Source organism: Mycetocola lacteus, from assembly GCF_003667575.1.
In the GTDB taxonomy this organism is placed as follows: Bacteria; Actinomycetota; Actinomycetes; order Actinomycetales; family Microbacteriaceae; genus Mycetocola; species Mycetocola lacteus.
Map to the genome: position 1 here is coordinate 42,565 of NZ_RCUY01000008.1, position 26,528 is coordinate 69,092.

25 protein-coding genes are annotated in these 26,528 nt (G+C 67.0%); 22 read left to right on the top strand and 3 right to left on the bottom strand.

Going from position 1 to position 26,528, the window contains the following annotated elements; translation table 11 throughout:
* The first annotated feature begins 1 nt into the window (after position 1).
* From mltG to nusB, 8 genes are all read left to right on the top strand, one after another.
* On the top strand, positions 2-1,486 hold the full coding sequence (gene mltG, locus D9V34_RS09185) for an endolytic transglycosylase MltG (RefSeq protein ID WP_121688543.1): 1,485 nt from the start codon (positions 2-4) through the stop codon (positions 1,484-1,486).
* Positions 1,486-2,358: a shikimate dehydrogenase gene (locus D9V34_RS09190; protein ID WP_121688544.1), complete on the top strand. Its 873-nt coding sequence runs from the start codon at positions 1,486-1,488 to the stop codon at positions 2,356-2,358. Before mltG ends, D9V34_RS09190 begins: the two co-directional genes overlap by 1 nt.
* 81 nt (positions 2,359-2,439) lie before the next feature.
* On the top strand, positions 2,440-3,660 hold the full coding sequence (gene aroC / locus D9V34_RS09195) for a chorismate synthase (protein ID WP_121688545.1): 1,221 nt from the start codon (positions 2,440-2,442) through the stop codon (positions 3,658-3,660).
* A complete protein-coding gene (locus tag D9V34_RS09200; protein WP_121688546.1) occupies positions 3,653-4,165 on the top strand; it encodes a shikimate kinase in 513 nt (170 codons plus the stop codon). Before aroC ends, D9V34_RS09200 begins: the two co-directional genes overlap by 8 nt.
* On the top strand, positions 4,162-5,247 hold the full coding sequence (gene aroB, locus D9V34_RS09205) for a 3-dehydroquinate synthase (protein ID WP_121688547.1): 1,086 nt from the start codon (positions 4,162-4,164) through the stop codon (positions 5,245-5,247). Before D9V34_RS09200 ends, aroB begins: the two co-directional genes overlap by 4 nt.
* Positions 5,248-5,266: 19 nt before the next feature.
* Complete coding sequence (gene aroQ, locus D9V34_RS09210; RefSeq protein WP_121688548.1) at positions 5,267-5,710, top strand: type II 3-dehydroquinate dehydratase; 444 nt, start codon at positions 5,267-5,269, stop codon at positions 5,708-5,710.
* A gap of 153 nt (positions 5,711-5,863) precedes the next feature.
* Positions 5,864-6,427, top strand: a complete 564-nt coding sequence (gene efp, locus D9V34_RS09215) for an elongation factor P (protein ID WP_030143464.1) — start codon at positions 5,864-5,866, stop codon at positions 6,425-6,427.
* A 2-nt stretch (positions 6,428-6,429) separates the two neighbouring features.
* Positions 6,430-6,849: a transcription antitermination factor NusB gene (nusB, locus tag D9V34_RS09220; protein ID WP_121688549.1), complete on the top strand. Its 420-nt coding sequence runs from the start codon at positions 6,430-6,432 to the stop codon at positions 6,847-6,849.
* Between the two features lie 59 nt (positions 6,850-6,908).
* Here the strand turns inward: nusB and D9V34_RS09225 are convergent, their stop codons facing one another.
* Positions 6,909-8,117: an aminotransferase class V-fold PLP-dependent enzyme gene (locus D9V34_RS09225; RefSeq protein ID WP_245991983.1), complete on the bottom strand. Its 1,209-nt coding sequence runs from the start codon at positions 8,115-8,117 to the stop codon at positions 6,909-6,911.
* A 220-nt stretch (positions 8,118-8,337) separates the two neighbouring features.
* Here D9V34_RS09225 and D9V34_RS09230 point away from each other — a divergent pair, with 220 nt between their 5' ends.
* The gene (locus tag D9V34_RS09230) at positions 8,338-9,168 is read left to right on the top strand and encodes a polysaccharide deacetylase family protein (protein ID WP_121688551.1); all 831 of its coding nucleotides are present in this window, start codon (positions 8,338-8,340) and stop codon (positions 9,166-9,168) included.
* A gap of 226 nt (positions 9,169-9,394) precedes the next feature.
* On the opposite strand, the gene D9V34_RS09235 is transcribed toward D9V34_RS09230, so the two are convergent.
* On the bottom strand, positions 9,395-10,345 hold the full coding sequence (locus D9V34_RS09235) for a helix-turn-helix domain-containing protein (protein WP_121688552.1): 951 nt from the start codon (positions 10,343-10,345) through the stop codon (positions 9,395-9,397).
* Entirely contained in the window at positions 10,329-11,270 is a 942-nt protein-coding gene (locus tag D9V34_RS09240) for a 3-methyladenine DNA glycosylase (RefSeq protein WP_245991984.1), read from the bottom strand. The genes D9V34_RS09235 and D9V34_RS09240 overlap by 17 nt, the downstream gene beginning before the upstream one ends.
* A 203-nt stretch (positions 11,271-11,473) precedes the next feature.
* On the opposite strand from D9V34_RS09240, the gene pyrR reads away from it, so the two are divergent.
* From pyrR to D9V34_RS09305, 13 genes are all read left to right on the top strand, one after another.
* On the top strand, positions 11,474-12,010 hold the full coding sequence (pyrR, locus tag D9V34_RS09245; protein WP_121688553.1) for a bifunctional pyr operon transcriptional regulator/uracil phosphoribosyltransferase PyrR: 537 nt from the start codon (positions 11,474-11,476) through the stop codon (positions 12,008-12,010).
* The gene (locus D9V34_RS09250; RefSeq protein WP_121688554.1) at positions 12,010-12,966 is read left to right on the top strand and encodes an aspartate carbamoyltransferase catalytic subunit; all 957 of its coding nucleotides are present in this window, start codon (positions 12,010-12,012) and stop codon (positions 12,964-12,966) included. Before pyrR ends, D9V34_RS09250 begins: the two co-directional genes overlap by 1 nt.
* Positions 12,963-14,333: a dihydroorotase gene (locus D9V34_RS09255; protein WP_121688555.1), complete on the top strand. Its 1,371-nt coding sequence runs from the start codon at positions 12,963-12,965 to the stop codon at positions 14,331-14,333. Before D9V34_RS09250 ends, D9V34_RS09255 begins: the two co-directional genes overlap by 4 nt.
* Positions 14,326-14,850, top strand: coding sequence for a PH-like domain-containing protein (locus tag D9V34_RS09260; protein ID WP_121688556.1), 525 nt, complete (start codon positions 14,326-14,328; stop codon positions 14,848-14,850). The genes D9V34_RS09255 and D9V34_RS09260 overlap by 8 nt, the downstream gene beginning before the upstream one ends.
* Positions 14,847-16,004 carry a glutamine-hydrolyzing carbamoyl-phosphate synthase small subunit gene (gene carA / locus D9V34_RS09265; protein WP_121688557.1) on the top strand — a complete coding sequence of 386 codons (1,158 nt, stop codon included), beginning with the start codon at positions 14,847-14,849 and terminating at the stop codon, positions 16,002-16,004. Before D9V34_RS09260 ends, carA begins: the two co-directional genes overlap by 4 nt.
* A complete protein-coding gene (gene carB / locus D9V34_RS09270) occupies positions 16,004-19,315 on the top strand; it encodes a carbamoyl-phosphate synthase large subunit (RefSeq protein WP_121688558.1) in 3,312 nt (1,103 codons plus the stop codon). The genes carA and carB overlap by 1 nt, the downstream gene beginning before the upstream one ends.
* Positions 19,316-19,386: 71 nt before the next feature.
* The gene (gene pyrF / locus D9V34_RS09275; RefSeq protein ID WP_121688569.1) at positions 19,387-20,220 is read left to right on the top strand and encodes an orotidine-5'-phosphate decarboxylase; all 834 of its coding nucleotides are present in this window, start codon (positions 19,387-19,389) and stop codon (positions 20,218-20,220) included.
* Positions 20,221-20,301: 81 nt separating this feature from the next.
* Positions 20,302-21,231, top strand: coding sequence for a guanylate kinase (gmk, locus tag D9V34_RS09280; RefSeq protein WP_121688559.1), 930 nt, complete (start codon positions 20,302-20,304; stop codon positions 21,229-21,231).
* Between the two features lie 67 nt (positions 21,232-21,298).
* Entirely contained in the window at positions 21,299-21,556 is a 258-nt protein-coding gene (gene rpoZ, locus D9V34_RS09285) for a DNA-directed RNA polymerase subunit omega (protein WP_030143478.1), read from the top strand.
* A gap of 10 nt (positions 21,557-21,566) precedes the next feature.
* Entirely contained in the window at positions 21,567-22,769 is a 1,203-nt protein-coding gene (coaBC, locus tag D9V34_RS09290) for a bifunctional phosphopantothenoylcysteine decarboxylase/phosphopantothenate--cysteine ligase CoaBC (protein ID WP_121688560.1), read from the top strand.
* Between the two features lie 56 nt (positions 22,770-22,825).
* A complete protein-coding gene (gene metK, locus D9V34_RS09295) occupies positions 22,826-24,019 on the top strand; it encodes a methionine adenosyltransferase (RefSeq protein WP_121688561.1) in 1,194 nt (397 codons plus the stop codon).
* Positions 24,020-26,023, top strand: a complete 2,004-nt coding sequence (locus D9V34_RS09300; protein ID WP_121688562.1) for a primosomal protein N' family DNA-binding protein — start codon at positions 24,020-24,022, stop codon at positions 26,021-26,023. It begins immediately after the preceding gene.
* A 48-nt stretch (positions 26,024-26,071) separates the two neighbouring features.
* A partial coding sequence (locus D9V34_RS09305) for a methionyl-tRNA formyltransferase (protein ID WP_147441667.1) occupies positions 26,072-26,528 on the top strand: 457 nt, incomplete at its 3' end.

Consider the following 26,528-nt stretch of genomic DNA (forward strand, 5'->3'; position numbering starts at 1 on the left):
TGTGACCGACCCTCAGAACGGACGTTTCCCCGAACGCCTGACCCCCGGAGGTTCCTCCGGTCCCGTCGACCCTGCCGCCGCTGCGGGCCCCGCAGACGCGGCCATCCCTCGGGACGCCGGCGTGCCAGACGAGGCGATTGTGCGGGGGGAGGCATCCGGACCGGTCGGGTCGGCGCACCACGAGGAGGACGTCCTCAACCACGTATTCTCCGAGTTGACCGGGGAGCTTCCTCGGGACGTGGTCGAGGCTCATGAACGAGCCCTGCAGGAGCCCGATCCCGTACTGCCCACGCCGACCAGTCGTCGTGAGGCCCGCGAACAGGCCCAGATCGCCGAAACCCGGGCGCAGCGTCGCGCCGAGGCAGAGGCCGCGCTGGCACAGCACACCGCCGCCGTGCGTGCAGCTCCGAAGCCCAAGAAACGTCGGCGGCGAGGGTTTGTGGTCGCGGGCATTAGTGTGCTCGTGGTTGCAGCCCTGGTCGGTGTGGGAGCGTTGACGCTGGGGCCGGTTATTCCCAAGCTGATCGAACGGATTTCCTCGATGGAAGTGAAGGATTTTGAGGGCGAGGGGACCGGTCAGATCACCGTGACCATCGCCGACGGCGATGATGGCACCGCCGTGGCCCGCACCCTCTATAAGTCCGGCGTCACGGCTTCAGTGGAGGCGTTCTATCAGCTCCTGGTAGCCAGCAGCGAGGAGCCGGTATTCCATCCGGGCATGTACTCGCTGCGCAAGGAGATGAGTGCGCAGGCCGCACTGAACGCGCTGCTCAAGCCCGGCAACCGCCTCGAGGGTGGTCTGCTGATTCGTGAGGGTGACACCGGACGCACGATCCTGCCCGCGCTGGCCACGGCGATCGGGGTGCCCGAGGCCGATGTTCAGGCCGCCGCGGCGAACCCGGCAAGCTTTGGGCTGCCGGCCGATGCGGTCACGATGGAGGGCTGGCTGTTCCCGGCCACCTACACGTTCCCCAAGGGGACCACGGCAACCCAGGCCCTGCAGACGATGGTGGATCGCACCAAGCGCGCCCTGACCGATGCCGGTGTGCCCGCCGACCAGTACGAGCGCACTCTCAACGTGGCCTCGATCGTGCAGCGTGAAGCCCGGGCCACCGATGACTTCGCCAAGGTTTCCCGGGTGATCGAAAACCGTCTGGCCGCCGGCATGAAACTCCAGATGGACTCGACCGCTCAGTACGGCAAGGGTCAGGCCGATGGTTCGGTATGGTCCTCGGCCGAGTCCCTCAAGGATAAAAACGACTGGAATACCTACGAGCGCACCGGCCTGCCGATCGGACCGATCAGCAACCCCGGCGACGACGCGATCAAGGCCGCGATCGCCCCGGCTGATGGCGACTGGCTGTTCTTTGTCACGGTCAACCTCACCACCGGTGAGACCGTGTTCACCAATAACAACACCGATCACGAGGCCGCGGTCAAGCAGCTGCGTGACTGGTGCTCGGCGAACCCCGGTAAGGGCTGCTAGTGGCCACCACACACCTCGCGGTCTTCGGCTCGCCGATCGATCACTCTCGTTCCCCGGATCTGCACCGGGCCGCCTATGCGCGGCTCGGTCTGGGGGACTGGAACTATGATCGCCGCGAGGTGGGTGAGGCCGAACTGGCCGGGATTTTGGCCGGGCTGGATGAGTCCTGGCGTGGTCTCTCGCTGACGATGCCGCTCAAGGGGGAATCCTTCCGGATCGCCGGGGAGCGCGACGAAAACGCGACCCTGACCGGTGCCGTCAACACGCTGCTGTTGGTGCCCGGGGAGGCACCCCGCGGATTCAACACCGATATTGCCGGGATTGCCGATGCCGTGCGCGGTTTGGTGGGGGAGAACCCGCTGCCACGCGGCGGCGTCGACATTCTGGGCGGAGGTGCAACCGCCGCCAGTGCGCTGGTGGCAGCCGCGCGTCTGGGGGCCCACGCCGTGCGGGTGTTTGCGCGTACCCCGGATCGTGCGGCGCACCTGGAACCCATCGCCGATGCCCTGGGAATCCCGCTGGAAATCCGCCGGTTTGATCAGTATGTGGTGGCCGCCGATACTGACCTGGTGATCTCGACCCTGCCCGGCGGGGCCTCCTCGGGTATCGTGTTCCCGGCGGATCTGCGGGCGCGCACAATCCTGTTTGACGTGGCCTATTCGCCCTGGCCCAGCGCGCTGGCGAGCGAGTGGGTTGCCGAAGGCGGTATCGTGGTCAGTGGACTGGAGATGCTGGTCCGCCAGGCGCTCATCCAGGTGCGGATCTTTGTGGGGCACAACCCCGCTCTGCCTCTGCCCGATGAGCACGCGGTCCTCGCCGACATGTATGCGGCGGTGGGGCTGCAGCTGCCCGCAACACCCACCCCCAGTTAGCGGTTTTTCGCCGGATGCCCCGTGCACGCCGGCCTCAGATGTTCATGCGCGGGTCACCGCGACGAGGGAAAGATAGGTGCCATGCTTCGTTGGCTCACCGCCGGAGAATCTCACGGCCCGGAACTGATCGCAATCGTTGAGGGGCTGCCCTCGGGCGTCCCGGTGTCGATGGACGCCATCCGCGAGGACCTCGCCCGCCGCAAGCTCGGTTATGGTCGTGGATCGCGGATGAAGTTTGAGGCCGACGAGCTGCACATCTCCGGTGGCGTGCGTCACGGATTCACCCTGGGTGGTCCGGTTGCGCTGCGGGTGGGGAACACCGAGTGGCCCAAGTGGACCGAGGTCATGAGCCCGGAGCCGGTGGAACTCTCGGATATGTCTCGTGGTCGCGGTGCGCCGCTGACCCGTCCGCGTCCCGGTCACGCCGACCTGGTGGGCATGCAGAAGTACAACTTTGACGAGGCCCGTCCGATCCTGGAGCGCGCCAGCGCCCGCGAGACCGCGGCCCGCGTGGCCCTCGGTGCGGTGGCCAAGTCGTTCCTGAACGAGCTGGGTGTTGAGCTGGTCTCGCACACCATCGCGATCGGACCGATCCGCGTTCCGGACGGTACCGCGCTGCCGCTGCCCGGCGACGTGGACGCGCTGGATGCCGATCCGCTGCGCTGCTTCGACGCCGAGACCTCGGCGAAGATGGTCGCCGAGGTGGATGACACCAAGAAGAACGGCGACACCATCGGTGGCGTGGTTGAGGTGCTCGCCTACAACCTGCCGCCCGGACTGGGTTCGCACGTGCACTGGGACCGTCGCCTTGACGCCCAGCTGGCGCAGGCAATCATGGGCATCCAGGCGATCAAGGGCGTCGAGATCGGTGACGGTTTCGAGACCACCCGTCGTCGCGGCTCGGCCGCCCACGATGAGCTGTTCATCGAGGACGGCGTGATCGTGCGCTCAAGCGACCGCGCGGGCGGCATCGAGGGCGGCATGAGCACCGGAACCGTGCTGCGTGTGCGCGCCGGCATGAAGCCGATCGCCACCGTGCCGCACTCGCTGCGCACCGTGGACACCGCGACCGGCGAGGCCGCCGGTGCCCACCACCAGCGCTCGGATGTCTGTGCTGTCCCCGCCGCCGGGGTGGTCGCCGAGGCCATGGTTGCGCTCGTGCTGGCCAACTCGGTGCTGGAGAAGTTCGGGGGCGACTCGATCGTGGAGACCCGTCGCAACCTCGACGCCTACCGCGCGCACCTGGCTGCCAACCTGCACACCGCCGAGACCTCCAACCCGGAGCTCGCCGCCGGTGAGTAATCAGCCAGTCCCCAAGACGATCGCGATGGTCGGTCCGATGGGCTCGGGAAAAACGAAGATTGGTCGCCGGCTCGCCCGCGACCTGGATCGCCCGTTCATCGACACCGACCAGCGCATCGTCGCCGAGCACGGCGAGATCGCCGGAATCTTCGAGCGGGTGGGCGAAGCCGGTTTCCGCGCCATCGAACGCGAGGTGGTGGCCCAGGCCCTCACCGAACCCGCCGTGGTTTCACTCGGTGGGGGATCGGTGCTGGATGCCGACACCCGCGCAACCCTGCGCGATCTGCCCACGATCTACCTGACCGTGTCGGAGCGGGTGGTGCGTGGACGCCTGCGCGGCGGTAAGCGCCCGCTGGTGCAGAACGACCCCGACGCCTGGCTGCGCATCTTCACCGAGCGTCGCGCCCTGTACGAGGAGGTTGCCAGCGTTCGCTTTGACACCTCCGCCGGACACATCACCGCCCTCGGTGGCAAGATTGCCGCGTGGGCTAAGGAGAACTCATGAGTACCCCCGAACCCACCATCGTTCCCGTTTCCTCCCCGCAGGGTGACTATGAGGTCATCATCGGCCGAGACATCTATGGCGGCATCCCCGCCGTCCTCGGCGAGGGGGTGCAGAAGGTGCTGATCGTGCACCCGCCGACCCTGGGTGCCCGCGCCGCCGCGCTGCGCGAAACCCTGGCCGAGCACTACCAGGTGCTGCTGGCCGAGGTGCCCGATGCCGAGGCGGCCAAGCGCGTGGAGGTCGCCGCCTTCTGCTGGCAGATCCTCGGCCAGGCCGACTTTGCCCGCACCGATGCCGTGATTGGCTTCGGTGGCGGTGCCATCACCGACCTCGCCGGCTTCGTGGCTGCCACCTGGCTGCGCGGGGTCAAGCTGATCTCGCTGCCCACCTCGGTGCTGGCGATGGTCGACGCCGCCGTGGGTGGCAAGACCGGCATCAACACCAACGAGGGCAAGAACCTGGTGGGGGTGTTCCACGCCCCCTCGGCCGTCTTCGCTGACCTCTCGGTGCTCGACACCCTGCCGCGCAACGAGATCCTCACCGGCTTCGCCGAGATCGTCAAGGCCGGGTTCATCTACTACCCGGAGATCCTCGACATCATCGAGGCCGACGTTGCCGTGGCGACCAACCCGGAAACCGATGAGTTCCGCCGGGTGATTGAGCTCTCGATCGACATGAAGGCCCGGGTGGTGGGCGAGGACTTCCGCGAGGCGGGTCTGCGCGAAATCCTGAACTACGGACACACCCTGGGGCACGCGATCGAGCACGCCGAGCGCTACCAGTGGCGTCACGGCGCCGCGGTTGCGGTGGGCATGGTGTTTGCGGCCGAACTCTCGCGCCTGGCCGGACGCCTCTCCGATGAGGCCGTGGACCGCACCCGCGCGATCCTCGACTCGCTGGATCTGCCCACCAGCTACCCGGTGGGCCGCTGGAACACGCTGCTGGCCACCATGCAGCGCGATAAGAAGGTGCGCGCGGGCATGCTCCGCTTCATCGTGCTGGACGACATCGGCAAGCCCAGCGTGCTGACCGCCCCGGAAACCTCGCTCCTGTTTGCCGCATATCAGGAGATCGGGTCCTAGGATCCGGTAGTCTGCGATCATGACCCGCATTCTTGTCCTCAACGGCCCGAACCTCAACCGCCTGGGCACCCGTCAGCCCGAGGTGTACGGCTCGGGGACCCTCGACGACCTCGCGCGCATCCTCCAGGAGGATGCTCCCGAGGGAGTGGAGATCGACCTGCGTCAGAGCAACTATGAGGGGCAGCTGGTCGAGTGGATCCACGAGGCCGCCGATGCGGGCACCCCGGTGATCCTCAATGCGGGCGCGCTGACCCACTACAGCTATGCGCTGCGGGATGCCATCGCGCTGCTCCATGAGCCCGGGGTTCCGCTGATCGAGGTGCACATTTCCAACGTGCACGCCCGCGAGGAATTCCGGCACACCAGCGTTATTTCGGCGGTCGCGACCGGGGTTATCGCGGGATTCGGATTCGACTCGTACCGGCTCGCCCTGGTACAGCTGACAGGGCTGTCCCGCGGCTAAATCCGCCGCGGCGTCGGTGTTTCGTCCCGTACTGCGCGGCGGCGAATCTCTGGTCGCGCGCGCCGTTCTTTGAAGGTTCACGGCGCGTCTACTAAGATGGGTGGGTCGGTCGCACCCGATCGTACCTTTTTTAACTGAACGGAACCGCTTTTCATGGCATCTACCGCTGACATCAAGAACGGCGTTGTCCTCAAGATTGACGGACAGCTCTGGACCGTAATCGACTTCCAGCACGTCAAGCCGGGCAAGGGTGGCGCTTTTGTGCGCACCAAGATGAAGAACGTCGTCTCCGGTAAGACCGTAGACAAGACCTACAACGCCGGCACCAAGATCGAGCTGGAGAGCGTCGACCGCCGCGACTTCACCTACCTCTACGCCGATGGCGACGCCTATGTCTTCATGGACGCCACCGACTACGACCAGATCAACGTACCCGCCGCCGTCGTCGGCGACGCCGCAAACTTCCTGCTGGAGAACCAGGCCGTCACCATCGCCCTGAACAACGGCAACCCGCTGTACGTGGACCTGCCCGCCTCGGTGGTTATCACCATCACCCACACCGACCCGGGCCTGCAGGGCGACCGTTCCACCGGTGGCACCAAGCCGGCAACCATCGAGACCGGATACGAGATCCAGGTCCCGCTGTTTGTTGAGAGCGGCACCCGCGTCAAGGTAGACACCCGCACCGGTGACTACCTGGGCCGCGTGAACGACTAGTAGTGAGCGCCAGAACTAAAGCCCGCAAGCGGGCACTCGATATGCTGTACGGCGCGGACGTCCGCGATCAGCCGATCCACGTGATCCTGACCGCCGAGGCCGCGCGCGCCGCGCATGAACCCGCGCGCGAGGCATCGTGGCTGTACGCGCGCGAGATCGTGGACGGTGTGTTTGATCACGCCGCCGAGATCGACGAGCAGCTGGAAACCTACGCGCAGGGCTGGACCCTCGCCCGGATGCCCGTGGTGGATCGTGCGATCCTCCGCATCGGCGTCTGGGAGATGCTGTTCAACCCGCAGGTCCCGGTGGCCGTGGCCATCGACGAGGCCGTGGAGGCAGCCAAGCAGTTCTCGACGGATGACTCCGCCGGGTTTGTGAACGGCCTGCTGGGCAAGATCGCCCAGGCCAACGCGCTCGGCTAGTACTGCGCAAACAGAAACGGCGGGTGGCACGGTAAAACGTGCCACCCGCCGTTTGTTGGTTAACCCTCGCGGGACCACTCCACCAGCAGCGGAACAGCCCGGTTGATGAACGCGTCGATGTCGGCCTGGACCGTGTAAAGGTGCACGGAGAGGCGCACGTAGCCGATGCCGCGGAAGCTGGTGAAGGCCGACTCGATTCCGGTGGCGGCAAAGAGGCGCTCACGCAGTCCGTCGGCCTCCTCGCGGGTGAACCCGAGGGTGCCCGGGAGGCGAATCAGGCGCATGGCCGGGGCGGGGCCGGCCACCTCCGGTCGGGTCGGGCCGGCGACATGAGGGGCCAGCGCCGCGGCCACCTGGGTGGCGGCCGCCTCGGCCCCGGTGGTCATGGCTGCGCGGGCGCGGTCCCAACCGAACGTGTGTTCGATAAAGTCCACGGCGATCGGCGAGGCTAGATATGGGGTGATATCCAGGGTGCCCTGCATATCGAAGCGCTCGGGATAGGGCAGGTCCGCATTCCAGGAATCGATCAGCGGCCACAGGTCGTCGCGGTCTTCGGCCGCGGTCACTAGGAGCGCAGACCCGCGCGGGGCCGCCGGCCACTTGTGCAGGTTGCCAAACCACCAGTCTGCCCCGGCTACCCGCGCCGCATCGGCGACCAGCCCGGGTGCGTGGGCGCCGTCCACGAGCACTCGGGCATCGTGTGTGTGCGCCAGCGTGGTGAGCGCAGCGGTGGGGAGCACCTTGGCCGTAGCCGAGGAGATCTGATCCACCACGATTAGCCGGGTGCGCGGGGTGATCGCCGCGGTAAAGGACGCCAGGATTTCGGTGTCGTCGGCTTCGAGGGCGATCGGCACGATGGTGACCCGGGCTCCGGTGCGCCGGGCCAGGCGTCGCACCCCCATCAGCACAGCACCGTAGCCATGATCGGTCACCAGGATTTCGTCGCCGGCGGTAAGTCGCAGCGCATTCAGCACCACCGTGGCACCAGCCGAGGCGTTGGGAACAAAGACTGTATCGGCGGGGGAGGCGCCTACAAATCCCGCCACCGTCTCGCGCGCCAACCGGGTGCGTTCGGCGGCAAACGGGAACCAGCCCACCGCGCTGAGCTCGGCGGTGCGCTGCAGTTCTCGCTGCGCGGCAATGACCGGGCTCGCAACCGCACCGAAGGAGCCGTGGTTGAGCGGGACCACGCCGGGGGCGAATTCCCAGGCCGCGCGGGCGGATGTCCCATCGGCGAGCATGAGCGGGGAAAGATGGGAGAGATTCACGCGGTGCTCCAGTGCTGAGTGGGAGGTGGACCTTCGAATGAGTCCGTCAATTTAGATGCTAAACCACGCGGAGTTGCGGCGCGAGACTCATCATTCGAACGTGTGTTCGAGGGGTGAGTGTCTGGCACTCGTGGCGGGCAAAAATAACGAATCTATGGCGATTCTGTGGATCTGCTTTGACGCTACGGAGAGTCCGGATGTCGCGCCATAATCTGATCTCATGAGATCCTCTGCCCTTCTTGCCGCCGGTGTGCTGGCCGCCACCGTTTTTCTGACCGGCGGCTGTGCCGTGCACTCGGAAACCACGGGGACTCCCTCGTCCTCCGCCTCATCTTCCGGCATCCCGTCGGCACGCCCGAGTGGCCAACCCTCGGGGTCTCCCTCGCCCTCGGATGCCCCGATCGCCCAGCTTCCCCTACCCGCCACCAAAGTGCCGCTACCCACCGGGGCAATCACCGGTTTGCCCAAGGGCGGGAACTATATGGCGTGGACCGTGGATGACGGTGCAGATCCCGAGACCGTCGAGAAGTACGTGGACTTTGCCCAGCGCACCGGAACTCGGCTGACGTTTTTTGTTAACGGACACTATCCCTCCTGGACGCAGGTGGCCGATAAGCTGCGTCCGATGGTGCAGTCGGGACAGATTCAGATTGGCAACCACACCTGGGATCACCCGGCGCTGACCAAGATCAGCGACCAGCAGATCAAGGACGAGCTGACCAAAAACGACGAGTTCATCGAAAAGACTTTCGGGGTGAGCGCCAAACCCTACTACCGTCCGCCGTTTGGGTATCACAATGCGCACACCGACGCGGTGGCCGCGAGCATCGGCTACACGGTTCCGGTTCTCTGGTACGGGTCGCTGTCAGACTCGGGGCTGATCACGCCCGACCAGGTGGTGAGCTTCGCGGACCAGTGGTTCCTGCCTGGGCACATCGTGATCGGTCACGCCAACCATACGCCGGTGACCGAGGTGTTTGATCAGCTGGAGAAGATCGTCCAGGATCGCGGTCTACGCACGGTCACGCTGCGCGACATCTATCAGGGCTAGCTCGCGCGCCGAGGTGGAGAGCGGGCATCCACGGCATGGCCGTTCGGGTGGGACGCCCGCTCTGTTCTAGGGGATTGAACCTCACTCCCTGTGTACCGGGAATGTACCGGAGCGTGCCGGGGCGCTGCGCTAAATGACAGTGCGTCTGCGCAAACTGAGTGGGTGCGGGTGAGCAGACCGGGTCTGCGCTCGCGGAGGAGCTCCGCGCCGCCCTGGTCACTGCGGGCTAGCTGGGCGAGGGGATGCCGCCCTGGTCCGCGGAGTCCTCGCGGAGCGCCCGGAACAGCGCCGAGGCCGAGCCGAATCCGGTGGCGTGCGCAACCTCGGCCATCCCGAGCGTCGGATTGGCCATACGAAGCGCCCGGGCCTCGGCCACCCGCGCGCGACGCAGGGCGCCACTCACGGTGTCGCCGCGCCGGGCAAACTCGGCTTGAAGGGTGCGCGGGGCTACCCCTAGTCGGCGGGCGATCTCGGTGATGCGCAGCGTTTGTGCGTGATACTCGGCGGCGATAAGTTCAACCGCACGCGCATAGGGATCAGCCTGGGCTGGTGCGTCGCCACTGATGAGGCGAACCAGTGATCGGGTGATCTCCTCGGCGACCAGCCGGAGCGGTGCCGTGTGGGGTGCCTGTTCGGGATCCACCGCAAACAGCCCGGTGGTAAACGCGAGCAGCGGCGCCAGGAGCGAGGGGTCCAGGATGGGCACGCGTGCGCTCGCCGTGGCCAGCGGAATATCGGCGACCAGACCCGCGGGCAGGCTGATGTAGAGCACCTCGTTATCGGTGTCGAGCACGTCGATCCAGAGTGGCTCGGTGCCCGGCGGAATATAGAACAGTCCGGGCTCGCGGGTCAGCAGCGCACCCTCGGTTCGAACATTCATTCGACCGCCCAGGATGATGATGATCGCGGCGCGGTCGGCGGACTGCGCATCCCGCGGCCACTCCATCCGGATCGCCGGCATCGCCACCCGGACAAAACTCAGCTGCGGGAACTGGGCCAGGCGCAGACGCAGGGGCGCGTTGTCGTCGAGCTCATGCAGGACGATGTTTGCGGCGCGCAGGTAGTTCGCCAGGGCGGTGTTGGCCGCGAGTGCGCGCGAACCGTGCACGGTGAGGCGTGCGGCGTAGAAGTCGAGCCCGTCAAAGGTGCGGGCCCAGTCCTCACGCCGCCCCGACACTCGCGTCTCGGGAAAGTGTGAGGGATGTGGAGGCGACCTCGGCGCGTGCCGCCTGGATCACCGCGAGCACCCGCGCTCGAACGGCATTTGAGCGCTCGGTGAAGCCGCGCTGGGCGCGCACGTATTCGGCCTTGCCCGCGTCGGTTTCGATGGCCACGGCCGCGTGTCCATAGGAGGAGACATCGTAGGGGGAGGCCTGCATGTCCAGCGTGCGAATATCCTGGGCCAACTCGAACGAGTCAAGCAGCAGCTCGCCGGGAACCAGGGGGCCCAGCTTGGCGATCCACTTATACAGGTCCATGCCCGCGTGCAGGCAGCCCGCCTGCTCCATCTCGGGCTGGTTCTCCCGGGTGGGGGAGAGTCGGTTGAGGGGTTCGGCCTCGGGGGTGAAGAACCGATAGGCGTCAAAGTGCGAGCAGCCCACCCGGTGGGATTCCACCACCGCGTCGGTGGCCGCGGGGGACAGGCGCAGCGGGACGCCCGCGTGCCGGATCTGCTCGGGATCCTGCTTATAGACCATCGCCCATTCGTGCAGGCCGAAGCAGTCAAAGCGGGCGGCGCGCTCGCCGGTGCGGGTGAGCAGGAACTCCACAAAGTCGATCAGGCGCGCACGGTCGCGCAGGAGCGAGGCCGCATCCACCGTGATGGTTCCATCGGCCAGGCGCACGTATCGGGTCGGAAGCTCGCGATTCTCGGGCCACTCGATCGCGGCACCCACTCCCGGATGCCAGCGTCGCAGGATGCTGGGCTTGATCGGGTAGTAGGTAAAGAGGAAGTCTTCGATCGCGTGTTTTTCGCCGCTCTGACGACGCTCGCGCCAGCCCGCGGTGAGCGTGTCGGCACGGGTCTCGTGGGCGAGGGTGCGCTCACGCTGCACGCCCGGATCCAGGCGCACCGGTGCGGGGAGCGAAATCTCGGTGGGCATGCCGCAATTCTATCCCGTGCACCACCTCGTCGGCGTGTCCGAACGGTCGTCTCACGCGACGGGGAATCGCCCAGATTGCGCACAATCGCTCAGCTCGGCAGACCGAGTGTGCGAGCGCCGAGGGCTCAGGCGGTGCTAGGGTAGAAACGTTGTACACCAGTCAACCTTTAAGGTCGTCCAGAGAGGCGAAGAAGGGAGGCCCTATGAGTGCACGTATCGTGCTTCAGCAGGCTGACATTTCCCGGGCGCTCACCCGTATCGCACACGAGATTCTTGAATCCAATCGTGGCGCGGGTGATCTGATTCTGCTCGGCATTCCCACCCGCGGCGTGTACCTCGCGGCCCGCCTGGCGGCGCTGCTTGAGGAGTTCTCCGGGCAGGAGGTTCCGGTCGGTTCGCTCGATATCACCATGTATCGCGATGACCTGGGCCGGATCCCGACGCGCTCGCCGCAGCCCACCAGCATTCCCGCCGGCGGCATCGACGGCAAGACCGTGGTCCTCGCCGATGACGTGCTCTACTCGGGCCGCACCATTCGTGCCGCCCTCGACGCGCTCGGCGACATCGGTCGCCCCCGCGCCGTACGCCTGGCCACCCTGGTGGATCGCGGTCACCGTGAACTGCCGATCCGTCCCGACTTCGTGGGTAAGAACCTGCCCAGCTCGAAGTCCGAGCGGATCAACGTGGAGCTGGTCGAGATCGACGGCGAAGACCGCGTGACCATCGGGGAGAGCCTCTAGTGCGTCACCTCCTGGACACCCGCACCCTCTCCCGCACCGACGCCCTGAATATCCTCGACGTTGCCGAGGATATGGCCGACACCCAGCTGCGCGAGGTCAAGAAGCTGCCCACGCTGCGCGGTAAGACCGTGGTGAACCTCTTCTTCGAGGACTCCACCCGCACGCGCATCTCGTTCGAGGCCGCCGCTAAGCGCCTGAGTGCCGACGTCATCAACTTCTCCGCCAAGGGCTCCTCGGTCTCCAAGGGCGAGAGCCTGAAAGACACCGCCCAGACCCTCGCCGCGATCGGTGCCGACGCCGTGGTCATCCGTCACGGTGCCTCCGGTGCCCCGCACACCCTGGCCGCCTCCGGCTGGATCGACGCGGGAATCCTCAACGCCGGCGACGGCACCCACGAGCACCCCACCCAGGCGCTGCTGGATGCCTTCACCATGCGCCGCCGTATCCACGGTGCGGCTGCCTCCCGCGGCCGCGACCTCGACGGCGTACACGTGGTGATCGTTGGCGACATCCTGCACTCGCGGGTTGCCCGTTCCAACGTGTGGCTGCTTGCGAGTCTCGGCGCGCACGTCACGCTGGTCGCCCCGCCCACCCTGCTGCCCGTGGGGATTGAGGGCTGGCCGGCCGCGGTGTCCTACGACCTGGACGCCGTGCTGGCAGAAAACCCCGACGTGGTCATGATGCTGCGCATTCAGGGGGAGCGGATGCACGATGCGTTCTTCCCCAATAGTCGAGAATATTCCCGCCGCTGGGGCCTGGATGATGAGCGTCTGGCCCGCCTCACAGGCGATAGCATTGTGATGCACCCCGGTCCGATGAACCGCGGACTGGAAATCTCCTCCGGCGCCGCAGACTCGCCGCGTTCGACGGTGCTTGAGCAGGTGTCGAGCGGTGTATCCGTCCGGATGGCCGCCCTGTACCTGCTGCTCTCGGGAGAACGCGAGGACCAGCGATGACCACCCCCACTCCCACGACTTCGAAGGACACCGCCGTGCAGAACGAGACCTACCTGATCCGTGGCGCACGCCTGTCCTCGGGCGACACCACCGACCTGATCCTGGAAAACGGTGTCATCGCCGAGCTGGGCAACGGACTCACCCGCGCCGGTGCCACCACCGTGGATGCCGAGGGCCTGATCGCCCTGCCCGGCCTGGTTGACCTGCACACCCACCTGCGCGAGCCCGGCTTCGAGCACAGCGAGACCGTGCTGACCGGCACCCGCGCCGCAGCCTCCGGCGGCTACACCACGGTGTTCGCGATGGCCAACACCTCTCCGGTGGCCGACACCGCCGGTGTGGTCGAGCAGGAACTCTCCCTCGGCGAGCAGGCCGGCTACGCCCGCGTGCAGCCGATCGGTGCGGTCACCGTGGGCCTGGCCGGAGAGCGCCTGGCCGAGCTCGGCGCGATGGCCGAGTCGCGCGCCAAGGTACGTGTCTTCTCCGACGATGGCCTATGTGTCTCCGACCCGCAGCTCATGCGCCGCGCACTCGAATACGTCAAGGCGTTCGACGGCGTGATCGCCCAGCACGCCCAGGACCCTAAGCTCACCCCCGGTGCGCAGATGAACGAGGGCTCGGTTTCGGCCGAGCTGGGGCTGACCGGCTGGCCGGCGATGGCCGAGGAGTCGATCATCGCCCGCGACGTGCTGATCGCCGAGCACGTGGGCTCGCGCCTGCACATCTGCCACCTCTCCACCGCCGGTTCGGTCGAGGTGATCCGCTGGGCCAAGGCCCGCGGCATCAACGTGACCGCCGAGGTTACCCCGCACCACCTGCTGCTCACCGAGGAGCTCGTGCGCTCCTACGATGCGCGCTATAAGGTCAACCCGCCGCTGCGTCGCGCCGAGGATGTCCTCGCGCTGCGCGAGGCCCTGGCCGATGGCACCATCGATATCGTCGCTACCGACCACGCACCGCACCCGGCCGAGGCCAAGGAGTGCGCGTGGGCCGAGGCTGCCAACGGCATGGTGGGTCTCGAATCCGCGCTCAGCGTGGTTCACGAGTCGATGGTTGAGACCGGCCTGATCGGCTGGGCGGATGTCGAGCGGGTCATGTCCCGCACCCCCGCCCAGATCGGCCGCATCTCGGGCCAGGGCCTCGAGATCGCGGTGGGCAACCCCGCCGAGATCACCCTCTACGACCCCGCCGCCCGGTCCGACTTTGCCGTCGCAGACCTGCGCGGGCGCTCGATCAACTCCCCGTACCTGGGAACCAGCCTTCCGGGCCGGGTCCAGGCAACCTTCCACCGCGGATACGCCACGGTGTTGGGTGGGGAGCTGGTGCCGCTTGAAAAGATCCAGGAATTGGTAGCATCGCATGCCTAACCCGCTCGTCCCCACGCTGATCATCGTTGCCTTCCTCGCGGGACTGTTTGTCCTGATGTGGCTGGGCTGGCGAAAGCGATCGCGACGAGACGGGGGAATCACCCTGAACAGCGTGATTCCCGGAAACCTCACCGAGCTGGCCTCAGCCGACGCGTTCTACGTGGCCTCCACCCGGCCCGGCGCTCCGCTGGAACGACTCGCCCTGAACGGCCTGTCCTTCCGCGCCCGCGCCCGGATCACCGTGAATGCGGAGGGCGTTCTCCTCGAAGCCCGAGGCGGAGCCCCCGTGTTCTTCGCCCCCGACACCGTATATGGCGCACAGACCGCCACCTGGACGATCGACCGCGTGGTCGAACGCGACGGTCTAATCGTGCTCGCCTGGCGCGCACCCGAACAGGATGTGGATAGCTACATCCGGGTGATCGACCAGGGCGACCACGCCAACATTTTGGCCGCGATAAAAAAGATCGCCGCCGCCCCCACTCCCACCCCCACCGAGAGCGAGATTTCAGCATGACCACCACCGCATTCGGCTCCGCCGAACCGGCCGTCCTCGTCCTGGAGGATGGCACCCGCTTTGAGGGTGCCGCCTATGGCAAGACCGGCACCACCCTCGGCGAGGTTGTTTTCACCACCGGCATGTCCGGCTACCAGGAAACCCTGACCGACCCGTCCTACGCGGGTCAGATCGTCGTGATGACCGCCCCGCACATCGGCATCACCGGCGTCAACAAGACCGACATGGAATCGGATCGGATCTGGGTCTCCGGATACGTCGTCCGCGACCCCTCCCGCCGCGTCTCCAACTTCCGCTCGGAGGGCACCCTCGATGACAACCTCGTTGAGGATGGCGTCGTCGGGATCTCCGGCATCGACACCCGCGCCCTGACCCGCCACATCCGCTCGGCCGGTTCGATGCGCGGCGGCATCTTCTCCGGTGCCGACTACTCCGCAGACGCCGAGGCCCTGGTAGCCCAAGTGAACGCGGGGGAGCAGATGGCTGGCCTCAGCCTCTCGGCCACCGTCTCGACCACCGAGAACTACACCCTGCCCGCCACCACTGAGCGGATCGGCTCGATTGCCGTGCTCGACCTCGGTGTGAAGCGCGCGACCCTCGGCTACCTCGCCGACCAGGGCTTCGACGTGATCGTTGTCCCGCAGAACATCACCCCCGATGACCTGCTGGCCCTGAAGACCGACGCCTTCTTCTTCTCCAACGGACCCGGCGACCCCGCCGCGGCCTCCGGCCAGGTTGAGGTGCTGCGTGCGGGTCTGCGCGCCGGACTGCCCTACTTCGGGATCTGCTTCGGTAATCAGCTGCTCGGCCGGGCCCTGGGCTTTGACACCTATAAGCTGCCCTTCGGCCACCGCGGCATCAACCAGCCCGTGCTCGACAAGGCCACCGGCAAGGTTGAGATCACCTCGCAGAACCACGGATTCGCCGTGGACCTGCCCATCGAGGGTTCGCACGAGTCGCCCGAGGGCTTCGGCCAGGTCGAGGTCAGCCACTACAGCCTGAACGACAACGTCGTGGAGGGCCTGCGCTGCCTGGACATCCCGGCCTTCAGCGTTCAGTACCACCCGGAGTCTGCGGCCGGCCCGCACGACGCCCACTATCTTTTTGCACGTTTCCGCGAGGTAGTTCTCGCCGGTAAGGGAGAGTCCAAGTAATGCCCAAGCGCGACGATATTAACTCCGTCCTCGTCATCGGCTCCGGCCCGATCGTCATCGGTCAGGCCTGTGAGTTCGACTACTCCGGCACCCAGGCGTGCCGCGTGCTGCGCGCCGAGGGAATCCGGGTCATCCTGGTCAACTCGAACCCCGCCACGATCATGACCGACCCCGACTTCGCCGACGCGACCTACGTCGAGCCGATCACCCCCGAGGTGATCGAGTCGATCATCGCCAAGGAGCGTCCCGACGCGATCCTGCCCACCCTGGGTGGACAGACCGCGCTGAACGCCGCGATCCAGCTCGATGAGCTGGGCATCCTGAAGAAGTACAACGTCGAGCTGATCGGCGCCAAGATCGAGGCCATCCAGAAGGGTGAGGACCGCCAGCTCTTCAAGGAGCTCGTGATCGAGGCCGGCGCCGACGTTGCCCGCTCGCACATCGCCCACACCGTGGAGGAGGCCGTCGAGTACGCCAAGGACCTGGGTTACCCCCTGGTTGTGCGTCCGTCCTTCACCATGGGTGGCCTGGGCTCGGGCTTCGCGTACACCGAAGAGGAGCTCATTCGGATCACCACCGACGGTCTGCAGTCCAGCCCGACCACCGAGGTGCTCCTGGAGGAGTCCATCCTCGGCTGGAAGGAATACGAGCTCGAGCTCATGCGTGACGGCAGCGACAACACCGTCGTGGTCTGCTCGATCGAGAACGTCGACCCCGTGGGTGTGCACACCGGTGACTCGATCACCGTGGCCCCGGCCCTGACCCTCACCGACCGTGAGTACCAGCGCATGCGCGACATCGGTATCGACATCATCCGCTCCGTGGGTGTGGACACCGGTGGCTGCAACGTACAGTTCGCCATCGACCCCAGCAACGGCCGCATCATCGTCATCGAGATGAACCCGCGTGTGTCGCGCTCCTCGGCGCTGGCTTCCAAGGCCACCGGCTTCCCGATCGCCAAGATCGCCGCCAAGCTCGCCATCGGCTACCGCCTGGACGAGATCCCCAACGACATCACCAAGGTGACCCCGGCCAGCTTCGAGCCGACCCTCGACTACGTTGTGGTCAAGGTTCCCCGCTTCGCATTCGAGAAGTTCCCGGCCGCCGACGCCACCCTGACCACCACCATGAAGTCGGTGGGTGAGGCCATGGCCATCGGTCGTAACTACACCACCGCCCTGCAGAAGGCGCTGCGCTCGCTTGAGAAGCGTGGCTCCTCCTTCCACTGGGGTGCCGAGACCCGGTCGCTCGAGGAGTTGCTGACCGTGTCGGCCACCCCGACCGACGGTCGTATCGTCACCCTGCAGCAGGCCCTGCGCGCCGGTGCCACCATCGAGCAGGCCTTCGAGGCCACCGGTATGGACCCCTGGTTCATCGACCAGATCGCCCTGATCAACGACGTCGCCGACTTCGTGGCCGGTGCGGATGAGCTGAGCGAGTCCGTCCTGGCCCAGGCCAAGGACCACGGCTTCAGCGACGCCCAGATCGCCCAGCTGCGTGGCCTCACCGAGGCCGAGGTGCGCGGCATCCGTCACGGTTTCGGTCTGCGCCCGGTCTTCAAGACCGTCGACACCTGTGCCGGCGAGTTCCCCGCCCTCACCCCGTACCACTACTCGAGCTACGACTTCGAGACCGAGGTGGCTCCGTCGGACCGCAAGAAGGTTGTGATCCTCGGATCCGGCCCGAACCGTATCGGCCAGGGTGTGGAGTTTGACTACTCCTGCGTGCACTCCTCCTTCGCGCTGCACGATGCCGGTTTCGAAACCATCATGATCAACTGCAACCCCGAGACCGTGTCCACCGACTACGACACCTCGGACCGCCTGTACTTCGAGCCGCTGACCCTCGAGGACGTCCTCGAGGTCATCCACGCCGAGAGCCAGTCGGGCGAGCTCGTGGGTGTTGTCGTGCAGCTCGGCGGCCAGACCGCACTGGGCCTCGCCCAGGGCCTCAAGGACGCCGGTGTGCCGATCCTCGGTACCACCCCGGAGAACATCGACCTCGCCGAGCAGCGGGGCGAGTTCGCCCGCATCCTCGACGAGGGTGGTCTGCTGGCCCCGCGCAACGGCATCGCCCACAACGTGGAGGAGGCCATCGAGGTCGCCGAGACCATCGGTTACCCGGTCCTCGTGCGTCCGAGCTTCGTACTCGGTGGCCGCGGCATGGAGATCGTCTACTCGACCGAAGCCGTGCGCGACTACTTCGTGCGCCAGGAGGGTCAGGCCCTCATCGGACCGGACCACCCGCTGCTGGTGGACCGCTTCCTCGATGACGCGATCGAGATCGACGTGGACGCCCTCTACGACGGCAACCGCCTCTACATCGGTGGTGTCATGGAGCACCTCGAAGAGGCCGGTATCCACTCCGGTGACTCGTGCTGCACCCTGCCCCCGGTGACCCTGGGCCGCGCCCAGATCGACCGCGTCCGCGAGGCCACCGAGGCCATCGCCAAGGGTGTGGGCGTGCGTGGCCTGCTGAACGTTCAGTTCGCGATCAGCGCCGGTATCCTCTACGTCCTCGAGGCCAACCCCCGCGCCTCGCGTACCGTACCGTTCGTCTCCAAGGCGCTCGGTATCCCGCTGGCCAAGGCCGCCTCGCTGCTCATGGTGGGCAAGACCATCGACGAGCTGATCGCCGAGGGCATGCTGCCCGAGGTCGACGGCTCGCGCGTCCCGCTGGACTCCCCGGTTGCCGTCAAGGAGGCCGTGCTGCCCTTCAAGCGCTTCCGTACCAAGGAGGGCAAGGTTGTGGACTCGCTGCTCGGCCCGGAGATGCGCTCGACCGGTGAGGTCATGGGTATCGACCGCGACTTCCCGCGTGCCTTCGCCAAGAGCCAGGCCGCGGCCTCCAGCGCCATCCCGCTGAGCGGTACCGTGTTCGTCTCGGTCACCGATGAGGACAAGCGTGCGATCGTGCTGCCCGCCCTGCGCCTGCAGGAGCTCGGCTACGAGCTGCTGGCCACCGAGGGAACCGCCGAGATCCTGATCCGCAACGGCATCCAGGCCCGCACCGTGCGCAAGCACAGTGAGGGCTCGGTGGACGGCGACCCCACGATCGTGGACCTGATCAACGCCCGCAAGATCGACGTGGTCATCAACACCCCGTCCGGTTCCAGCGCCCGCGCCGACGGCTACGAGATCCGCGCCGCCACGGTGGCCGCGGACAAGCCGCTGTTCACCACCATCGCCGAGCTCTCGGCCGCGGTGAACTCGATCGAGGCCATCCGCAACGGCTTCGAGGTGCGTTCGCTGCAGGACTACGCGATCGACCGCGCCGAGCGCCTGGCGGCCTCGGCTCCGGCCTCCGCGTGAGCGCGGCCGTGACCCCCGGCGGCGAGGGCAACCTCGCCGCCGGGGCAACCGGCACCGGCTTCGGTCAGCGGCTGGCGGATGTGTTTGCCAGCCGCGGCCGCCTGTGCGTGGGCATCGATCCGCACTCCTTCCTGCTGGAGGAGTGGGGCCTGGCCGACAGCGCCGCGGGTGTGCGTGAGTTTGGCCTGCGCGTGGTCGAGGCTACGGTGCAGGGTGGTGCCGGGATCGTCAAGCCGCAGGTCGCGTTCTTCGAGCGCTTCGGCTCGGCGGGCTATGCGGCGCTGGAGGAGGTCATCCAGACCGCCCGCGCCGCCGGGATCCTGGTGATCGCCGACTGCAAGCGCGGCGACGTGGGCACCTCGGTTGAGGCCTACGGACAGTCCTGGATGGCCGAGGGATCCCCGCTGGAATCCGATGCGATGACCATCAGTGCATTCCAGGGTGTCGGCTCGATCCGAAAGCCCATGGAGCTCGCCCGCGAGCGCGGCAAGGGCCTGTTTGTGCTCGCCGCAACCTCGAACCCCGAGGGGCGCGCGATCCAGCGCGCCCGCGTGGAGGAATCCGGACGCCGGGTATCCCGGCAGATCGTGGACGAGATTGCCGCCTGGAATCTCGCCGAGCCGGGCCCCTTCGGCGGCGTGGGCCTGGTTGTTGGTGCAACCCTGAATCTGGCCGACTTCGATCTGTCATATGATGAAGCTCCCGAGCCGGCGCTGCCGATCCTCGCGCCGGGCTTCGGTGCGCAGGGTGCACGTCTTGCGGATACCCGTGAAATCTACGGTCCGCTGGCACCCGGTGTGATTGTTTCGGCGTCGCGCAGCGTTCTTGCGGCCGGACCAGGTAACATCACGGGAGCAATTGTTTCTATGACCCAGGAAATCGCCGTGGAGTATGACCGTGCCTAGTACGACCCCGCATCGGCCTCGCCGAGTAGCCCCCCAGTCTCTCGTGGCGTTCGCCGCGGTCGCCACCGTGGTGGTGTCAGCATGAGCGCCGCCGAGGCTTCGGCGGTCACCCGTGACCTGCCCGAGGTCGACCGTGTCGCCGCCTCGCGGGCGGCCGTGGCTGCTCGCCGTGCGCGCGCGGCCGTGAAGGCGGAGATCGCCTCGGGTGCTCGTCGCCCGCTGGACGTGCTGGCCGCCGCGACCGCCGAGCCCGAGGGGGTCGAGGGCCGCCTGCGGATCACCGACTTCCTGCTGGCCATCCCGGCGATCGGTCGCACCAAGCTCGGTCGCATCCTGGAGGAGCTGAGCATTTCCCCGGCCAAGCGTCTGGGCGGCCTCGGTCGGCACCAGCGTGTGCGCCTGGAGGAGTTCCTGCACCAGCGTGCGGCTCTCGGGCGTCACCCGGTCAGTAAGCTCCTGGTGATCGCCGGACCCACCGCCGTGGGTAAGGGCACCGTGGTGCGCCACATCCGCGAAAACTACCCGCAGGTTCAGCTGTCCATCTCGGCGACCACCCGCGAACCGCGTCCGGGGGAGACCCACGGCGTGGACTACTACTTCGTGGACAACGCCGAGTTCGACTCGCTGATCGAGCGTGGCGAACTGCTCGAATACGCCACCGTGCACGGCGTGCACCGCTACGGCACCCCGCGCGGCCCGGTTCGCGAGGCGCTGTCTCGCGGAACCAGCGTGATCCTGGAAATCGACATCCAGGGGGCACGCCAGGTCAAGGACGCCATGCCCGAGGCCGCGCTGGTCTTTTTGGCTCCGCCGAGCTGGGAGGAACTCGTGCGTCGACTCACCGGTCGGGGCACCGAATCCGCGGAGGAACAGGCGCGCCGTCTGGAGACCGCCCGCACCGAATTGGCGGCCGCGGATGAGTTCGATTATCAAATTGTCAACGGTGAAGTCGCCGAAGCGGCGGCCGAGGTCGTAGACTTGATTCAGCTTCGCGGTGTCGCCGCGCGCTGATCCGCGCCCATCGCACCGTTCACCACCGCGCTAACCCCGCGTAAACCACACGAGGAGTGTGAACCACATGGTTGAAAAGCCCAAGGGAATTATCGATCCGTCGATCGACGACCTGCTCACCAAGGTTGAGTCCAAGTACGCTCTGGTGATCTTCGCCTCCAAGCGTGCCCGTCAGATCAACGACTACTACACCGACCTGCACGAGGGCTCGCTGTTTGACAACGTTGGTCCGCTGGTCGACTCGACCATGGAAGACAAGCCGCTGTCGATCGCGATGCACGAGATCAACGAGGACAAGCTCACGATCAAGCCGATCGCCGAGTAACAATCTCCCAATGACCTCCGCGCTCAACATTGTTGTCGGGGTAACGGGCGGCATCGCTGCGTATAAGGCAGTCGGTGTCGTCCGTTTGTTGGTTCGTGCGGGACACCGTGTTCAGGTCATCGCGACCGAGCACGCGCTGAACTTCGTGGGTGCGCCCACCTGGGAGGCAATCTCACGCCAGCCGCTGGCCACCGATCTGTACACCGACGTGTCCGAGGTGCGTCACGTGGCCCTGGGCCAGCGTGCCGACCTGGTGATTATCGCCCCGGCCACGGCCAATACCCTCGCCAAGCTGGCGGCGGGCATCGCCGATGACCTGCTGGGCAACACCGTCCTGGCCACGCGTGCGCCGGTGCTGGTAGCCCCGGCGATGCACACCGAGATGTGGCAGAACCCGGCGACGGTGGCGAATGTGGCGACCCTGCGCGAGCGGGGGATCCACATTGTGGGCCCCGAGAGCGGTCAACTTACCGGCACCGACAGCGGTCCCGGACGGATGAGCGAGCCGGAGGACATCGTGGATGCGGGCCTCGGCCTGGTGCCCGATGCCGCCGGCGACCTGCGCGGTCGTCGCATCCTGATCACCGCGGGTGGCACCCGCGAACCCCTCGACCCGGTGCGCTACCTGGGCAACCGCTCCAGTGGCAAGCAGGGCATTGCCCTGGCCACCGCCGCCCACCTGCGCGGGGCCGATGTGGAACTGATCACCGCCTCGATCGATGAGACGCTGCCGAATCACGTGCCGAGCCACGGCGTGCAGACCGCCGCCGAGCTGCAGCGCGCGGTGCACACCTCACTGCCCGCCGCGGATATCGTGATCATGGCCGCCGCCGTGGCCGATTACCGTCCGGTGCAGGTGAGTGAAACAAAAATCAAAAAGGAGGAGCGAGGGGACACGCTCACCCTGGAGCTGGAAAAGAACCCGGACATCCTCGCCGGGCTGGTTCCGCTGGCGCGTCCCGAGCAGATTATCGTCGGGTTTGCCGCCGAAACCTCGCGTGACCGGGAACACCTCCTGGAGCTTGGCCGAGCCAAGCTCGCACGCAAGGGCTGCGACTTCCTGTGCCTGAACGCCGTGGGCTGGAATGACGGATTTGGCGCCGACCGTAACACGGTCATCATCCTCGATGCCACCGGCACTATAGTTGGGGAAGCTTCCGGTTCGAAGCGCGAGGTGGCCGACGCCATCCTCACCGCGATCACCGCCGGATAGCCCGAGTTAACCACCGCGATTTTTATAGTCTCGCAGCACCTTTGAGGAGTATCACCATGACCGATCTGCGCCTGTTTACCTCCGAGTCCGTGACGGAGGGGCACCCCGATAAGATCTGTGATCAGATCTCCGACTCCATCCTCGACGCCCTGATCACCGAGGACCCCACCGCCCGCGTGGCCGTGGAAACCCTGGTCACCACCGGCTTGGTCCAGGTCGCCGGCGAGGTCACCACCTCCGCGTATGTGGAGATCCCGGCCATCGTGCGCGATGTCATCCTGGGCATCGGTTACAACAGCTCGGAGACCGGTTTCGACGGCGCCTCCTGTGGTGTGAACGTTTCCATCGGCGCGCAGTCGCCGGATATCGCCCAGGGCGTCGACACCGCGTTTGAGACCCGTGAGGGTACCAGTGCGGACGCGCTGGACCTGCAGGGTGCCGGCGACCAGGGCATCATGTTCGGGTTCGCCACCACCGAGACTCCGCAGTACATGCCGCTGCCCAGCTGGATCTCGCACCGCCTCGCCGAGCGCCTCTCCGAGGTACGTAAGAGCGGGGAGCTGGACTACCTGCGTCCCGACGGCAAGACCCAGGTCACCATCGGCTATGAGGGCATCATCCCGCGCACCGTGGAGACCGTTGTCCTCTCAACTCAGCACCGCGACGAGGTGACCACCGAGCGTCTGCGCCGCGAGGTTGAGGCTCTGGTCATCGACCCGGTGCTCGCCGAGCTCGACCTCGACACCTCGGGCCGCAACACCCTGATCAACCCCACCGGTCGCTTCGTGATCGGGGGACCGATGGGTGATGCCGGACTCACCGGTCGCAAGATCATCATCGACACCTACGGCGGTGCCTCCCGTCACGGCGGCGGTGCCTTCTCCGGTAAGGACCCGTCGAAGGTGGACCGTTCGGCCGCCTACGCGATGCGCTGGGTCGCCAAGAACGCCGTGGCCGCCGGTTTCGCCGAGAAGCTTGAGGTCCAGGTCGCCTACGCGATCGGTAAGGCCGCCCCGGTGGGTCTGTACGTCGAGACCTTCGGCACCAACCACGTGCCCGACGAGCAGATTGTTTCGGCCATTCGTGAGGTCTTCGACCTGCGTCCCGGTGCGATCGTGCGTGACCTTGACCTGCTGCGACCGATCTACCGTCAGACCGCCGCCTACGGCCACTTCGGCCGCGAGCTCCCCGACTTCACCTGGGAGAAGCTCGACCGGGTCGCCGACCTGCGAAGCGCCGCCGGAATCTAAATGACCTCGGCCAGCATCGCCAGGGTGCTGATCGACTCGCCCCTGCCTCAACTCGACCATCCGTTCGATTTCCGCATTCCGCCGGAACTCGCCGATGTCGCGCTGCCCGGGGTGCGGGTTGTGGTGCCCTGGCGGTCGCTGAAAAACGGGGCCGCCGGCTATATAGTCGAGGTCACCAGCGACGCCGAATTCACCGGCAAGCTCAGTGACCTCGGTGAGGTGGTCTCGCCGGCGCGGGTGCTCACGCCCGAGGTGTGGGCGCTCGCGCGGCGGGCCGCCGACCGTGCCGCGGGTTCCGCCAATGGAATCCTGCGGCTCGCGGTGCCCGGACGTCAGGTGCGGGTGGAGCGTGCCTGGGTCGCCGAGCATGAGGAGCAGGGGGCCGATGTGGCGCCGCCGATTCCGCAGGTCTCGGCGACGCCGATCACCGGCTATCCGGACGCCCTGGCCGAGGCCCTGGCGGCCCATGATCGGATCGCGCTGGACGCGCTGCCCGGCGTGCTGCCCGGTCCGCAGGAGGCCCCGGTGGGACGCTGGGCGATCACCCTGGCCGAGGTCGCGCTGGATCGCTATGCGGCGGGGGAGAGCGCGATCCTGGTGGTCCCCGACTATCGCGACCTGGATCAGCTGCTGCTTGCCCTCGAGGAGCGGGTCCCGATCGTGGATATTCTGCGGATGGATGCCAAGCAGCCCAATCCCGACCGCTATCGGGCGTTCCTCGCTGCGCTGGAACCACGGCCGCGGATCATCATCGGTAACCGCTCGGCGGTGTACGCCCCCGCCCACAATCTGGGCCTGATCGCCCTCTGGAACGACGGCGACCCGCTGCACGCCGAACCGCTGGCCCCCTACGTGCACGCTCGGGATGCGGCGCTGATTCGGCAGGAACAGTCGGGGGCGGCGCTGGTGTTTGCCGCGCACTCGCGCAGCGTCGAGACCCAGCGCCTGGTCGAGATGGGCTTTATCCGCCCGCTGGATCCGCAGCCGCGTCAGCGCCCCAAAATTATCGTCACCGAGCAGCAGGATCAGGGTGAGGGACCGGCCGCCGCCGCCCGTATTCCCTCGGCGGCATGGAAGGCGATCGCCGATTCGGTGCGCGAGGGGCCGGTACTGGTGCAGGTCTCGCGTCCGGGGTATGCGCCGATGCTCTCCTGTAAGCGCTGCGGGGACGCGGCGCGCTGTACCTCGTGCCACGGTCCGCTCGGTATTCCCTCGCGCGGGGCGACGCCTGCCTGTACGCTGTGTGGTCACCTGGCCGCCGGTTGGGTCTGTGCAACCTGTGAGGGCACCGAGTTTCGCCTGGTGACCCGGGGGACCGGACGCACGGCCGAGGAGCTGGGCCGTGCGTTCCCGGCGACCACGGTGATCGTCGCCGACGGGGAAAAGACCGTGCTCACGGTCCCGGATCGCCCGGCGCTGATCGTGGCCACCCGCGGCGCCGAACCCATCGCCCACGGCGGCTACCGCGCGGTGCTGCTGCTGGACGGGGATCGGATGCTCGCCGCCGAATCGCTGAGTATCGCCTCGGACTGCCTGCGCTGGTGGTCCCATGCGGCGGCCCTCGCCGCGCCCGGTGCCCAGGTGCTGCTGGTGGGGGTGGGCGGGGAGCTTGCCCGTGCCTTTGCAACCTGGAACCAGGCGGAGTTTGCCAGCGCCGAGCTCAACGACCGTCGCGCGCTGCGCTTCCCGCCGGCCGTGCGCCTGGCCACGATCACCGGCCAGACCGATGCGATCGGTGAGGTGCTCACTAGCCTGGAGGGTCTGCCCGCGGGCGACATCCTGGGGCCGGTTCCGGTGATCCTGGAGGAGACCGGACGCCCCACCGGAGAATCCCGCGCGGTGGTTCGTTTTGACTATGCGGCGGGTGCCCGGGTGGCCAAGGAGCTGCGGGCTGCGGTCATCGAGTACGCGACAAAACGCCGCGCACCGCGCGCGGGTGCGCGTCCGGGCCGTGCGGCCCCTACACTTAAGGTTCGGTTCGATGACCCGGAGATTAGGCTGTAGCCGCCCGGATCGAGCCCCGATGCGTGAACTAAATCAGGAGTTTTTACCGTGAAGATCATTTTCGCCGGCACCCCCGAGGTGGCCCTGCCGAGCCTGAGAGCTCTGCTGGAGGGACCCCACGAGGTGGTGCACGTGGTGACCCGACCGGATGCTCCGCTGGGACGCAAGCGTGTCCTAACCCCCTCGCCGGTTGCGGCTCTGGCCGAGGAGGCCGGGGTTCCGACCACCCGCGCCGCCCGCCTAGGCGGCGAAACCGGGGAAACCCTGGCTCAGATTGAGGCCGACCTGGGTGTCGTGGTGGCCTACGGTGGCCTGATCCGCGAGCCCCTGCTGTCCTCTCCCAGGCACGGGTGGATCAACCTGCACTTCTCCCGGCTCCCCGCCTGGCGTGGGGCGGCGCCGGTGCAGCACGCGCTGATCAACGGCGACACCGAGATCGGCACCGACATCTTTAAACTCGTCGCAGAACTCGACGCGGGCGAGATCATCTCCATCGAGGTGCACC